This window comes from Streptomyces venezuelae (assembly GCF_008642315.1).
GTDB lineage: Bacteria > Actinomycetota > Actinomycetes > Streptomycetales > Streptomycetaceae > Streptomyces > Streptomyces venezuelae_D.
On sequence record NZ_CP029192.1, the window covers coordinates 1 to 12,474 of the forward strand.

Below are 12,474 nucleotides of genomic sequence, written 5' to 3' on the forward strand. Positions count from 1 at the left end.
GCGCGGTCTGCTCCGCAGACACGACGCGCCGCCGCTACGCGGCGGAAAAGCCGCGCTCCGCGCGGCAGCTGGCGACTCCGTCGCCAGCGCGGACAACTCCGTTGTCCGCGGGCTCGAATCGCTCCGCGATTCGGCCTACCGGAATTCGCTCCGCGATTCGGCCTACCGGAATTCGCTCCGCGATTTCCGGGTGAAATCCGCTCCGCGGCTTTCACTAAAAGCAGCAGCAAAAGGGAGCGCGCCGTCGATATACTGACGCTCCGTCAGTTGACAGAGCGTCAGAAATGACGCCTCGTCAGTTTATGCAGCAAACCCCACGGCCGAAACGTATTCGTACTGCCCCCATTGCGACCCCAGATCCACAATCGCGTCCACCCAGGCATCATCCTGGGCCGTCGCATCTCCAGCCGCCCAGGACCGGATAATGGCGTCCCATTGACGGATGTTGAGGCTGCGATACTCCAGCACTCTCTGGAACCGCCGGTCCACCTGGGACTGGTTGAACGGATGGATCTCCACTCGGGTCCCTCCCCCGTTGTTCAGCCGGCGCAGCAGGTAGCGGGCCACGTTCTGGCGGCGTACCGCACGGTAAGCGGCCTCGATCTTCGCCAGGTTGGCCTTAGAGGGGCGGCGTTTGCCTGTCAGCCAGGCGTTGAGGGTGCGGTCGGTGACCGTAAGGCCGGCGTCGCGCGCAGCCCGGCGGGCGTGGTCTGTGCGAGTCAGGTATCTCAACCGCGCCATCAGGCCGCGTTGTTGTGTGATCGGGGTGGCGATGAATTCGGTGAGCTGGTCGAGTTGACGTGCGACGGCTTCACTGCCCTTGATTCCTCGGGCCCCGTAATGCCCGAAATCTTGTGTCCTTTCCGGCATGAGGGCCCCTTTCTGTAAGGTTCTGTAGTTTACACGATACCTTAACTCCCGCTATTTTTCCCGCGCTTGAGGCCAATAGTAGCTGCCAAGTTCTCGTTGAAATGACGTTAGCTGTACTGCCGTTGGGTCGGCTTTTGTGGAGGCGTGGCTTTCCCTCATCAATGTCGTATGGGCGGTGTCCGCGAGATCGCCCGCAGTGACGACCTCACCACTCTGCCCAGTAACACCCCTGAAGGCCGGAGACACCCACACGTAAATTCACAAGGGCCCTTTCTTCAGGCCCCGATCGCGTTGAGGACCCGTCCGGTGTCAGCGAGCTCGTCAAGCACGGCCTCGGCCCCAGCCTCCTGAAGCGCGGCCCGTGTCGTCTTGCCAGTGGCCACCGCCACCACACGCACTCCGGCGTCCCGCCCGCCCGTTACATCGGCAGGGGTGTGCCCGAGGAATACGGCGTCCGCGGCCGGTACGTCTGCGCGAGCCAGCGCCGCGAGGAGCAGCTCGGACCGCTCCTCGCCGTCCTCCCCGTACGCGCCGTCGTCCAGCCGGAGATACGTGTCAAGGCCGAACGTCGCGAGCTTGACCTCGGCCGCGCCGCGGATGTTGCCGGTCACCACTGACTGCCGGGCCCCGCGTTTGTCGAGCGCTGCCAGGGCCGTGGCGGCTCCGGTCAGTGCGTGCCCGCGTTCGCGTACTTCGGCCGCCCGCCTCAGGTGGACAGCGCCGAGGGCGTCAGCGAACCGTGTGAACAGGTCGTCGCTGAAGGGGATGTCGTGGAGCCTCGCTGTCTCGCGCAGGATGACGCGCTGTTGACCCAGTCACCGAGGCCTGCTCGCGCAGCGGCACGCCTGTGGCCTCCTCGAATGCAACGGCCCACAGGTCACCGCCGAGTCCGCGCATGGTCATCAGCGTGTGGTCGATGTCCCACAGCACCAGCTTCGCCACGGTGCCCCCTCTCTCGCTGGACTCCCATATCCCCAACTTGCGGGCGCCCTAAGCTCAGAGAACAGAGCGAGGAGTCGGGGCATGGTTGCAGCGGACTCCCTATCGGGGACCGGATCAGGCACTATCGCGGCGGGCGCCGGCAGGACGCGGTCGCCGGGCTGGTTTCGTAAGCGAGAGCGAGCAACGTTTGCCGACGGTTTTGGGCAGCACTTAGCGATCAGACAGCTCGAATATGTCGATGGGAACCAACAACGCTGTAAGCCCGATGCTGTGATCACACCAGCCACCGCGAGATCGTTTCACGCGTCCCGGCCGGTGGTGCCGGAGAGTTGAGCCGCCCGTCGTTGACCGGGCCACAGATCGTCATAGGCTGCGTCCATGAACTGGACCTGTGGCCCGCGCAGTGCGGATGCGTCGGCGACCTCGCCGCGGGCTGCTTCGGCCAGGCGAGCTGCATAGCGGTAGGCAGTGCCTCGCAGCGGTTCCGTCCTGGCCGCCAGATCGATCTCCGCCTGCGCGAGCCACAGATCGTCGACGAGTTGGCCGAGCATGTCGTCCACCGCGCTGTCGCTGTCCTGCGGGCCTGTGAGCGCCGCCTTCTCTACCCGGGACGCGATACTCAGGAACTTCAGGATTACTTCCTTGAGCTCGGCGCGATGCGCGGCCAGCTGCTGAGCTTCCAGCTGCTGGGTACTCGCCCGTGACACCAAGTGCTGTCCGAACAGCGACCCGACCGCGCCAAGCGCAACACCCGCCAGAGACAACACCGCTGGCCCCAGAGTCCCCCAAGATCCCATGCCTGGAGTCTCTCAGTATCCCGCCCCTCCGCGGCGACCTACCCGGTGAACGGCCTTTTGGACCGCCTCGGCCGCGCTGGTTTTATCAACGGGATCCGACACCGCTTGTCGCTCTCCGAGAACGCCTCGTTTCGCCGCAGGGCGATGTCTTGAGTTCTGGTAACACCTGGGGTCTTGCGGCTGGCGTATCGGAGTGCTCGCCTGAACGGTGTAGGGATGCTGGTGGGCGTCGACAGGCTCATGGCTGCTTCGTCCGCGGGGCCGGGGTTCATCGGGACTTGTCGTGGGCGGGCCCGAACCGGAAAGATCGTCGATCATGCATCTCGACGAACTCAGCGCTGGTGAACGTCAGTTGTGGAACTCCTTCGCCCAGGGCGGCGCTGTCAATGTCCGCGACGCCCCGGAATCGGCGGAACCCGCGGTGCGGGCCGAGGTCATTGCGGCGCTGCTGCTGGGTGCCGGTACCGATCCCGCCCCGGGCGACCGCCCGGCACTGTGCCTGACCGGCGCCCGCATCACGGGCAGGCTGGATCTACAATTCGCCGAGATTCCCGTACCGGTCGTCCTGGACGAATGTCGGTTCGACGAAGTGCCCCTGCTCCGGGGCGCGAGAATCCGCGAGCTGGCCCTGACCGGATGCGCCCTGCCAGGTCTCGCCGCTGATACAGCCCAGATCGACGGCAGGCTGGTCCTGTCCCGCTGCCACCTGACCGGGCCCCTCGTACTCACCCGCGCCCAGATCCACAGCGACCTCGACCTCCGCGACACCGTGATCACCGTTCCTGGTGCCGAGGCGATATCCGCTGTCCGCCTCATCGCGGGCGGCGACGTGCTGTGCACCAACCTGGCGGTCCGGGGAACATTCCGCTGCTCCGGCGCCGCCATCTCCGGTGAGTTCGACCTGGAGGGCGCCTCCCTGCGCAACCCCGACGGCCACGCCCTGGACGCCTACCACGTCCAGATCACCGAGGACTTCACCTTCCACCCGGGCTTCAGCGCCGAAGGGCAGATCATCCTCTCCGGTGCCACGGTCGCTGCGGCGATCGGATTCTGTGGGGCTCGGCTGAACAACGCCGGCGACGTTGCGCTGGAGGCCATTGACGTCAACGTCGCCCACAACTTCGACCTCGGCCACGGGCTCCGCGTCGACGGCGGCATCAAACTCGACGGCAGCAGCATCGGCACGCAGCTCAGCTTCCGCGATGCCACGCTGACGAACCCCGGCGGCACTGCCCTGTCCCTGCGGCTGGCCCAGGCCCGGGAGACCGATCTGCGCACCCAGCAGCCGATCGCTGGCACCGTCGACGCGAGCAACGCCCATCTGGGCACCCTGTACGACACCCCCGGCACTTGGCCCGCCGACCTCCGACTGGCCGAGACCACCTACGACGCCCTCGCCATTCCCCTGTCGGCCGCCGAACGGCTCCACTGGCTCCGGCGCAGCACCGACGCCTACCTCCCTCAGCCGTACGAGCAGCTCGCAGCCGCCTACAGACGGCTCGGACACGAGGACGAGGCACGCACCGTGCTCCTCGCCAAGCAACGCCATCGCCGTGCCATGCTCCCCCTGCATACCCGCATCTGGGGTTACATCCAGGACGCGACCGTCGGCTACGGGTACCGGCCACTCCGCGCCGCCCTCTGGCTCACCACTCTGCTCGCCTGCGGCGCACTCTTCTTCAGAGCCCATCCTCCCGCGCCTCTCGAACCGGAGAAGGCGCCGCCATTCAACGCTGTCGTCTACACGCTCGACCTGCTCGTCCCGATCACCGCCTTCGGACAGGACGTCGCCTTCGCACCACGAAGCACTGGGCAGTGGCTCGCCTACGCATTGACCGCTGCCGGGTGGATCCTGGCCACGACCGTCGCCGCTGGCATCTCACGGGCGATCAACCGTCAGTAACGAACCAACAGCCATCGGATTCTGCGGCGGCCTCGCAATGAAGGACCAGGAGCGGTCAGCCCGCGACGGCGCCCTGTGCTCGGGCCGCCCGGGTACTGGAGAGTCGGTAGGACTCGGTGCCTGTCTCGATGATGTTCCCGCCGAAGGTGAGGCGGTCGACGATGGCCGCGCAGAGCCGCGGATCGGTGAACGTCCTGGTCCACCCGCCGAACGACTCGTTGGAGGCTATGGCGACGCTGTTCTTCTCCTCCCGTTCGGTCAGCACCTGGAACAGCAGCTCAGCGCCCCTACGGTCCAGCTCCATGTAGCCGAGTTCATCGATGCAGAGGAGGTCGACGCGTCCGTAGCGGGCGATGGTCTTGGCCAGGATCTTCTCGTCCGCGGCCTCGACCAGCTCGTTGACCAGTTTGGTGGCGAGTGTGTAGCGGACCCGGAAGCCGGCCAAGGCGGCCTCGGTGCCGAGGGTGATCAGCAGGTGGGACTTGCCGGTGCCGGAGTCGCCGATCAGACAGAGTCGTGGCGCCGCCGTCTGTCTGTTTGCGGCCGGCGTCTTCGTAGCGCAAGTGCTCCTGGCGGGCGGGGTCTTGGGGTGGGCCCGTCTGCCAGGAGCTTCTTTGTGCTTTTTGAGGTCGGGTCGCGGCCCGACTGGCTTTCTGTCGTTGTGGGTTGGGAGTGGTCAGTGTCTGGCGACGAGGACGTGTGCGGCGGCCTGTGCGGGGAGTTCGGCGGCCGTCCCGCCGCTGCTGACCGTGACGCCGGTGGGTGAGGATGTCACGCTCACGACCGCGCCGGGCCGCACGCCTGCGTGGCGCAGGGTGTGCATCAGTTGGGCGTCGGTCTGGATCAGTTCCCTGATGTTCCGTACGACCGCGCTCGTGCCGTTCGGTCCTGGTGCGAGGTCGCTGAGGCTGATCGTGCTCTCGTCGGGGAGCGGGTCTGCGGTGTTCTTCTGGCCGAGTTCCTCCAGGCCCGGGATCGGGTTGCCGTAGGGCGAGGTGGTCGGGTGCCACAGCAGGTCGAGGAGGTGGCGTTCGACGGTCTCGCTCATCACGTGTTCCCAGCGGCAGGCTTCGGCGTGGGCCTGTTCCCACTCCAGTCCGATCACGTCGACGAGCAGGCACTCGGCGAGCCGGTGTTTGCGCATGACGCGTGTGGCCAGTCGGCGGCCCTGCTCTGTCAGTCGCAGGTGCCGGTCGCCGGTGATGTGCAGCAGGCCGTCGCGTTCCATGCGGGCGACGGTCTGGCTGACGGTGGGGCCGCTCTGGTCCAGGCGCTCGGCGATGCGGGCGCGCAGGGGGGCAATGGCTTCCTCTTCGAGTTCCAGGATGGTGCGCAGGTACATCTGGGTGGTGTCGATGAGTCGGGGCATGCGGTGGGTCAGGCGGGGGTCTGGGCGGTGGCGGTCAGGACTGCGCGGCCCAGGATGTGGCCGGCCATGGTGAAGCCGAGGATGGCCGGGGTGGCGTCGGCGGGGACGCCGATGGAGGCGACGTCGAGGGCGTGTACCACGACGAAGTAGCGGTGCGGGCCGTGTCCGGCGGGCGGGGCGGCGCCTATGTAGCGGGTTGCGCGGGCGTCGTTGGGCAGTTGGAAGGCGCCGTCGGGCAGGTGCGAGCCGGTGTCGTCGCCGGCGCCTTCGGGCAGCTCGGTGACGGTGGCGGGGATGTCGGCGACTGCCCAGTGCCAGAACCCGGATCCGGTGGGGGCGTCGGGGTCGTAGACGGTCACGGCGTAGCTCTTGGTGCCCTGCGGGGCGCCGTTCCAGGACAGCTGCGGGGAGAGGTCCTTTCCGCCGGGGACGGCGGAGGCGTGCTGCTCGGGTGGCCAGGGGGCGCCGTCGGTGACGGTGGTGCTGGTGACGGTGAAGGGGGCCGCCTCGGGGAGGCGGGCGAAGGGGTTGTTGGCGGCGGGGGTGTTGGGGGTGTGGGTGCCAGGGGTGTTGGTGTTCATTGCGGCGTTCCTTTCGGGGGCGTGCTGTGGGGTGGTGGTGATGCGGTCGGGGCGTGCGGCGTCTGTGGAGGCGTTGTTGTCCGTCTCTCGCCGACCACTGAATCGACCATAGCATTGATAATCGATTATCTGGTGGATCGTCTATGCTTCAGGCATGACTCAGACGGCACACACTCCGGCTTTGCCGGGCAAGCGGATGCTCTCCGAGCAGGTCTACGCACACCTGCGGGACGCGATCATGCGCGGGCAGCACGCCCCCGGCGACGCCCTCAAACCGCAGGACCTCGCCAAGGAACGGGGTGTGAGCCTGGCCGTCGTGCGTGAGGCGCTCGTGCGGCTGGTCGGCGAGGGCCTCGCCGACCGGCTGCCCAACCGCGGCTTCGCCGTCCCGGCCTTCTCCGACCGCCGCTGGCAGGAGATCGCGGAGGCCCGCCGGGCCATCGAACCGGTGGTGCTGCGCATGTCCGTCGAGCGCGGCGACGTCGACTGGGAGGCCCGCGTACGGGCCGCCCACCACCGGCTGTCGCGTACTCCGGTGTATGTGGCGGAGGAGGGCGCGTACTACAGCGCCGCGTGGGCCGAGGCCCACCGGGTCTTCCACCGCACCCTGCTGGAGGGGTGCGGCAATCCCGTCCTGCTGGACACCTTCGACCGGATGTGGACCGCGAGCGAGCTGGCCCGCCGCCTGTCGACGCAGCGTCACCCGGAGCGGGACGGCGTGGGCGAGCACCGCCGCCTGGAGGAGGCGGCGCTGGCCCGCGACGCCGACACCGCGGCCGAGGTACTGGCCCTGCACCTCACCCAGACCGCCGCCGGGCTGACCGGCTGCACCGGCCACGAACCCGCCAACGACGCCTGAGCCGGAGGCGGCGCCTTGGGAGTGTGGTGCCGCGGCGGCGCAGCCGGCCGGGCATCGTGAGGCGCAGGGATCCTTCCCCTGCGGCCCCCTGCGGTCCCCCTGTGGCCTTCGTGCTGGTCGAGTGCGTCTTTGGTCGGAGCACAGGATCAGTACGTCAGTACGTCAGTACGAAGGCCGTGTTCACGTCGGCGGGAGCCTCGTTGGAGGTTCAGTCCTGGTGGACTTCGTTGCGGCCCGGGCCGCCGGAGAGCTTGTCGGTGCCTGTGCCGCCCCACAGGATGTCGTCGCCGCTGTTGCCCCACAGCGTGTCGTTGCCCGCCTCGCCGTACAGCTTGTCGTTGCCCTTGCCGCCGTAGAGGACGTCGGCGCCGGCCTGGCCGTGCAGTACGTCGTTGCCGTCCTCGCCGTGCAGGTTGTTCGCCTCGCCGGTGCCGGTCAGGGAGTCGTTGCCGGGGCCGCCGAAGCAGTCCTGGCTGCAGTGGGTGAGGGTGTCGTTGCCCGCGTCGCCCCACGGGCCGAAGCCCATCGGGCCGCCACCGCCGTCGAGGCGGTCGTCGCCCTCGCCGCCGTGCAGGAGCGCGGACTCCGACGCCTTGATGACATCGTTGCCCTTGCCGCCGTAGATCCCGGCCCACGCCCGGCTGTCGGGGCCGAGGGTGGCGGTGTCGTTCAGGTCGCCGAGGTCGATGTCGTAGCTGTCGGAGTCGTCGGAGTTCTCCGGGATCTTGACCGCGCACCGCACGGCGGTGCGGTCGCCCTCCTCGGGGTACACGCACTCGTCCCACTGCGCCGCGTCGGCGGAGACGGAGATGTCGTAGCGGTCGTGGAAGGTGAGGACGTAGTAGGAGTCGTTCTCACCGCGGTGGTCGATCTTCTCGTCGACCGTCACCTGGTTCTGCTGACCGGCGGCCGCCTTGTACCAGAGCTCGCCGTCCTCGATGACGACGGAGGCGGTGGACGCGGCGGCCGAGGGGGCGGCGGACGGGGCGGCCTGGGCCGTCGACGCCGCTAAGGCGGCCGTACCGAGCGTCAGGGCGAGGGCGGTGGTGGCGGTGGTGGCGATGGTCCGGTGAATGCGCATGCGGAAGTGACCCTTCAGGGTGTACGTGTGCGGTGGTGCTTGCGGTCACCCGGTTAGACAGGAGGCCACAGAGGGGAGTTGCCCGGCGGCGCATGAACAGGGGCGGATGTTGTGGTGACCGGGGTGTGGACATGAGCTCGCCCGAGCGGGCGCGCCGAAGAACTTTCCGCGCGGGCCCGATGTGGTGCGGCTCGTGGGGAACGCCGCTGCTCGGCAGGGCCTCTCACCTTCTGTACGGCTGTACTTTTGAGAGGAGTTGTTCTGCATGGTGCGTCGCGTGCGTGGCGTTCGGATGATGCTGGTGACCGTCCTGACGCTGGTCGTGAGCTCGGTGCTCTCGTCCGCTCCGGCCTCCGCCGTCATCGGCGGGTCCAAGAGCACTTATGGCCCGTGGGCGGTGCGCATGCTCGTCGACGGCAAACCGGCGTGCACCGGCACAGCGGTCGCCCGCCAGTGGATCCTCACCGCCTCGCACTGCTTCTACGAGCAGGCGCAGCCGGTCGCCGACAAGCGGATCTCCTTCCGGGTGGGCCATCTCGACATGCGCAGGGGCACCACGGTGCGCCCCCTGCCGGGCAAGCGCGTGGGCAGTTCGCGCGCCGACATGATGCTCGTCAAGGTCCCGGTGATGAACGTCCCCACGGCGCGGCTGTCCACGGTCGGTGTCAAGCGCGGCCAGGTGGTGCGGCAGTACGGGTGGGGTGCCACCTGCACCACGGACGAGAGCGCCTGCCAGTCCCCCGTCCTCAAGCAGTCGGACCTGAAGGTCGTGCGGGCGAACGATCCGCTGTGCGCGGGCCACACCGCGCCGGGCGGCCCCGACTTCTGCATGAAGAAGGTGTCCGGGATTCCCGCCGGAGGCGACTCCGGGGGCCCGGTGATGACCGTGGGGCCGCGGGGCACCGAGACTCTCATCGGTGTCTTCAACGGTTCCGACCGGGACAAGAGCGCCGAGGCCGGGGAGGTCTCCCAGCAGCTCTCCTGGATCCGTTCGGTCATCCGGCGATAGCGCCGGCGGGGTAAGGGGCCTCGGCCTCTGGGCGCGCGGTGCGTGCGGTGGGGGGGGCGGCGGGGCTTACGGCTTGTGGGTCACCCAGAGCAGTTCCGCCGGCCAGCGGTGGGCCCAGTCGGGCGGGTGGGTTTCGTTGTAGCCGTTGGGTGTCGCGGGGCCGGGGCGTGGCTCGATGAGGTCGTCGATGACCAGGCCTGCGCCGCGCAGGACCCTGACCCAGTCTCCGTAGGTGAGCTGGTAGCTCATCGCGCCGCCGCCTTCGGCGATGGTGTCCAGGCCGAAGTAGTCCTGTTGCAGTGTCGTGGTGACGCGGGCGGCGGCTTCGTCGTAGCAGGCTTCGAACCAGGGGCTGGCGACGTTGAAGACCAGGCGTCCGCCGGGGCGCAGGACGCGGGCGGCCTGGGGGACGGCCAGGTGCGGGGGTGCCCAGCTGAGCCCGCCGAAGTCGCAGAACACCAGGTCGAAGGTGTCGGCAGCGAAGGGGAGCTGTTCGGCTGCGCCCTGCACCAGCGGGTAGCGGGCCGGGCCCATCGCGCGGGCCGCTGCGGCGAGTTGGGCCTCGGACAGGTCGAGGCCGATCACGGTGGCGCCCTCGGCGGCGAGCGCTCTGGACCACTGGCCGGCGCCGCAGCCGAGTTCCAGGACGCGCCGGCCGGTGACCTCGCCCAGGGCGTTCAGGTGCGTGTCGGGGAGGGAGTACATGCCCCACAGCCGGGGTGCGGCGCCGATGTGCGGGTCGTGCTTGTGCTGGTAGGCGCTGCTGATCCGGTTCCAGAGCTGCCGGTTGGCGGGGATGCTGTCCACGGGGCGAGTCCAGCACTGCCGGCCGGGGTGGTCAACACGATTAGGGCGCCGGCCGGCCGTTATCCCTTGGTTCACTCTGTGCCGGGCAGTGCAGTGCTGTGTTGTGTTGTCGGGCCGTTGGGCCGGGTGCGGTGTGGCGTGTCTTCGGTCAGATGGCCGGGGTCGTGCGGGGCTCTGTCGCGGGGGTGTCGGTGCGGCCGTGTTCGGAGCCGGCGAAGGCCTTGCGGACGAGTGGGCGCGCGGCCTTCGACTGGAGTGCGCGCATCGCCAGCGCGTTGATCCGGATGCCCAGCGCGGACTTGGGTGCCATGGAGGTGACCCGGCCGGGCGGGAGTTGCTGCGCCGAGGTGGTCCTGGGCCGCATGGCCTGCTCGAAGGCGGTCAGCGCGGCGGGTGTGCGCGCGGTGTCGCCGGGTGCGCCCGCGGCGCGCAGCGCGGCCGCGAGTTCGGCGGCACCGCGCAGGGCGAGGGCGGTGCCCAGGCCGCTGAGCGGGCTGGCGCACCAGGCGCTGTCGCCGAGCAGGACGGTCCGGCCGGTGCTCCAGCACGGCACGTGTATCTGGTCGAAGGTGTCCAGCGCGAAGTCGTCGGCCTGCCGTGCCGCGGCCAGGAATTCGGCGGTGCGCCAGCCGACGTCGGCGAACGTCCGCTCCAGCAGGGCGAACTGGGCGTCGCGGTCGTGTCGCGGGGGCAGTGTGTCGGCGGCGAAGGTCAGGCCCACTTCCTGCTGTCCGGGGTGGCCGGGGCGGGCTTCGACGGCGCGGCGGCCGGGTGCGTTGTGGGTGAGGAACCAGCCGTGAAGGGGCGGTGTGGCGGGTCGCTCGGTGAGGGTGAACCAGGCGTGGGCCAGGCCGAGGGGCTTGCGGTAGTTCTCCTGCGGCCCGAAGCGCAGGGCGCGGACCCGTGAGTGCGCGCCGTCGGCGCCGACCACGAGGTCGAACGTCTGCGTCGTGCCGCTGCGGAAGCGGGCGCGTACTCCGGTTGCGGTGTCCTGCAGTGTCTCCACGGTCTCGCCGAAGCGGTGGGTGACGCCCGGTCCGGTCGCCTCGTGGATGATGCGGGCGAGGTCTGTGCGCAGCAGTTCCTCCCGGGAGACGTAGCCGCGCCCGTCGAATGCCTCCACCGGCATCTCGGCCAGCCGGCGCTCGCGCGTATCGATCCAGGCGGCGCCGCGCTGCGGGACCAGGCAGTCCAGCGCCTGCTGGAGCAGTCCGGCGCGCTCGAGGACTTCCCGGCTGTCGCCGCGCAGGTCGACGGTCTGGCCGCCGGTGCGCAGGGCGGGTGCGATCTCGGCGACGGTGACCGTCCAGCCGTCCCGTTCCATGAGCAGCGCGAGGGTGTCCCCCGCGATTCCAGCGCCGACGACGAGTACGTGGGCCACGGCATCCTCCGGTTTTTTGCTTCCGCTTCGGGCCGCAGGGGGCGCCCCAGCAACCCCTCATGCGAATGTTTCGCATTTAACGTAGACCCCTCGGACGTCCTAATGCAAGAGTTTCGCGATAGAGTGGAGCGGTGACGCAAGCATCAGGGACAGCCCGCCCCGGCGGCCGTACCGCCCGCACCCGCGAAGCCGTGCGCGCGGCCACCCGCGAGCTGCTGGCCGAATCCGCCGACGGCACCGTCGACATCGCCGAGGTGGCCACCCGCTCGGGCGTCCACCTCGCCACCGTCTACCGCCGCTGGCGCAGCGCCGACGGCCTGATCATCGACGCGGTGGTGGACGAATTGGACAGCCGTTCGCCGCTGCCCGCCACCGGCGACCTGCGGGCCGACCTGCACACCTGGATCACCAACCTGCTCGGCGACCTGACCCGGCCCGGCCATCTGGCGTTCTTCCGGGCCCTGCTGCGGGCCGGCGGCGAGGGGCAGGACACGCGCGGCTTCGCCGAGCCCCGCATCCAGCAGATCCAGGCCACCCTGGACGCCGCCGGCGCCACCGTGCTGACCTGGATGGACATCTTCGAACTGGTGCTGGCGCCGGCCTATGTGCGTGCACTGCTGGCCCTGCCGATGGACCCGGCGACCGAGGCGGTGCGGCTGGTCGACAACGTGCTGGCGATCCGGGCGGCGCGCGAGCGCGCAGCGGCGCAGTGAGCGGGCGGGCGGCGGCGCAGTGAGCGGGCGGGCAGCCCTGCACGCCGCGCACGGGCCGTCCGCACACGGCCGCTCCTGACGCGCTCGCGTTCTGCGGGCACTGCGGCGCGTCCGGCCCGGCGGGGCGGATCACCTCGATGAGTGCGGCGCGGGCGGGCAGGC

General features: G+C 69.5%; 13 protein-coding genes and 2 pseudogenes. 5 read left to right on the top strand and 10 right to left on the bottom strand.

Annotated elements, in window-relative coordinates; genetic code table 11:
* Positions 1-256 (top strand): annotated as a pseudogene (locus DEJ48_RS40070) (hypothetical protein); the annotation flags it as partial.
* 44 nt (positions 257-300) lie between these two features.
* Here DEJ48_RS40070 and DEJ48_RS00005 read toward each other — a convergent pair.
* The 4 genes from DEJ48_RS00005 to DEJ48_RS00020 form a co-directional block, all read right to left on the bottom strand.
* Positions 301-870 carry a transcriptional regulator gene (locus DEJ48_RS00005; RefSeq protein ID WP_150213223.1) on the bottom strand — a complete coding sequence of 190 codons (570 nt, stop codon included), beginning with the start codon at positions 868-870 and terminating at the stop codon, positions 301-303.
* A gap of 275 nt (positions 871-1,145) precedes the next feature.
* A complete protein-coding gene (locus DEJ48_RS00010; RefSeq protein ID WP_317850951.1) occupies positions 1,146-1,685 on the bottom strand; it encodes an HAD family hydrolase in 540 nt (179 codons plus the stop codon).
* Entirely contained in the window at positions 1,600-1,812 is a 213-nt protein-coding gene (locus tag DEJ48_RS40890) for a hypothetical protein (RefSeq protein ID WP_317850890.1), read from the bottom strand. The genes DEJ48_RS00010 and DEJ48_RS40890 overlap by 86 nt, the downstream gene beginning before the upstream one ends.
* A gap of 299 nt (positions 1,813-2,111) precedes the next feature.
* On the bottom strand, positions 2,112-2,579 hold the full coding sequence (locus DEJ48_RS00020) for a hypothetical protein (protein ID WP_150213227.1): 468 nt from the start codon (positions 2,577-2,579) through the stop codon (positions 2,112-2,114).
* 346 nt (positions 2,580-2,925) lie between these two features.
* Here DEJ48_RS00020 and DEJ48_RS00025 point away from each other — a divergent pair, with 346 nt between their 5' ends.
* Entirely contained in the window at positions 2,926-4,512 is a 1,587-nt protein-coding gene (locus DEJ48_RS00025) for an oxidoreductase (RefSeq protein ID WP_150213229.1), read from the top strand.
* 55 nt (positions 4,513-4,567) lie between these two features.
* Here the strand turns inward: DEJ48_RS00025 and DEJ48_RS00030 are convergent.
* The 3 genes and pseudogenes from DEJ48_RS00030 to DEJ48_RS00040 all read right to left on the bottom strand — a co-directional run.
* Positions 4,568-5,026, bottom strand: a pseudogene (locus DEJ48_RS00030) (ATP-binding protein); the annotation flags it as partial.
* A 162-nt stretch (positions 5,027-5,188) separates the two neighbouring features.
* Positions 5,189-5,881 (bottom strand): metal-dependent transcriptional regulator, encoded by a 693-nt coding sequence (locus DEJ48_RS00035; protein ID WP_150213231.1) that lies wholly within the window; start codon positions 5,879-5,881, stop codon positions 5,189-5,191.
* Between the two features lie 8 nt (positions 5,882-5,889).
* Positions 5,890-6,462, bottom strand: coding sequence for a YbhB/YbcL family Raf kinase inhibitor-like protein (locus tag DEJ48_RS00040; protein WP_150213233.1), 573 nt, complete (start codon positions 6,460-6,462; stop codon positions 5,890-5,892).
* A gap of 154 nt (positions 6,463-6,616) precedes the next feature.
* On the opposite strand from DEJ48_RS00040, the gene DEJ48_RS00045 reads away from it, so the two are divergent.
* Positions 6,617-7,321, top strand: coding sequence for a GntR family transcriptional regulator (locus DEJ48_RS00045; RefSeq protein WP_150213235.1), 705 nt, complete (start codon positions 6,617-6,619; stop codon positions 7,319-7,321).
* A gap of 208 nt (positions 7,322-7,529) precedes the next feature.
* On the opposite strand, the gene DEJ48_RS00050 is transcribed toward DEJ48_RS00045, so the two are convergent.
* Entirely contained in the window at positions 7,530-8,402 is an 873-nt protein-coding gene (locus DEJ48_RS00050; protein ID WP_150213237.1) for a calcium-binding protein, read from the bottom strand.
* A gap of 295 nt (positions 8,403-8,697) precedes the next feature.
* Here DEJ48_RS00050 and DEJ48_RS00055 point away from each other — a divergent pair, with 295 nt between their 5' ends.
* A complete protein-coding gene (locus tag DEJ48_RS00055) occupies positions 8,698-9,411 on the top strand; it encodes a S1 family peptidase (RefSeq protein ID WP_411757520.1) in 714 nt (237 codons plus the stop codon).
* Between the two features lie 66 nt (positions 9,412-9,477).
* On the opposite strand, the gene DEJ48_RS00060 is transcribed toward DEJ48_RS00055, so the two are convergent.
* Together DEJ48_RS00060 and DEJ48_RS00065 are read right to left on the bottom strand one after the other, a co-directional pair.
* The gene (locus DEJ48_RS00060; RefSeq protein ID WP_150213239.1) at positions 9,478-10,218 is read right to left on the bottom strand and encodes a class I SAM-dependent methyltransferase; all 741 of its coding nucleotides are present in this window, start codon (positions 10,216-10,218) and stop codon (positions 9,478-9,480) included.
* Between the two features lie 148 nt (positions 10,219-10,366).
* Positions 10,367-11,599, bottom strand: a complete 1,233-nt coding sequence (locus tag DEJ48_RS00065) for an FAD-dependent monooxygenase (protein ID WP_150213240.1) — start codon at positions 11,597-11,599, stop codon at positions 10,367-10,369.
* 131 nt (positions 11,600-11,730) lie between these two features.
* Between DEJ48_RS00065 and DEJ48_RS00070 the strand changes: the two genes are divergently transcribed.
* Positions 11,731-12,312 (top strand): TetR-like C-terminal domain-containing protein, encoded by a 582-nt coding sequence (locus DEJ48_RS00070; protein WP_150213242.1) that lies wholly within the window; start codon positions 11,731-11,733, stop codon positions 12,310-12,312.
* Positions 12,313-12,474: the final 162 nt, after the last annotated feature.

Excerpts from the sequence above, each read along its gene's own strand:
- DEJ48_RS00005 (WP_150213223.1), bottom strand. The coding sequence starts at position 870 with ATGCCGGAAAGGACACAAGATTTCGGGCATTACGGGGCCCGAGGAATC.
- DEJ48_RS00025 (WP_150213229.1), top strand. The coding sequence starts at position 2,926 with ATGCATCTCGACGAACTCAGCGCTGGTGAACGTCAGTTGTGGAACTCC.
- DEJ48_RS00035 (WP_150213231.1), bottom strand. The coding sequence starts at position 5,881 with ATGCCCCGACTCATCGACACCACCCAGATGTACCTGCGCACCATCCTG.
- DEJ48_RS00040 (WP_150213233.1), bottom strand. The coding sequence starts at position 6,462 with ATGAACACCAACACCCCTGGCACCCACACCCCCAACACCCCCGCCGCC.
- DEJ48_RS00045 (WP_150213235.1), top strand. The coding sequence starts at position 6,617 with ATGACTCAGACGGCACACACTCCGGCTTTGCCGGGCAAGCGGATGCTC.
- DEJ48_RS00050 (WP_150213237.1), bottom strand. The coding sequence starts at position 8,402 with ATGCGCATTCACCGGACCATCGCCACCACCGCCACCACCGCCCTCGCC.
- DEJ48_RS00055 (WP_411757520.1), top strand. The coding sequence starts at position 8,698 with ATGCTGGTGACCGTCCTGACGCTGGTCGTGAGCTCGGTGCTCTCGTCC.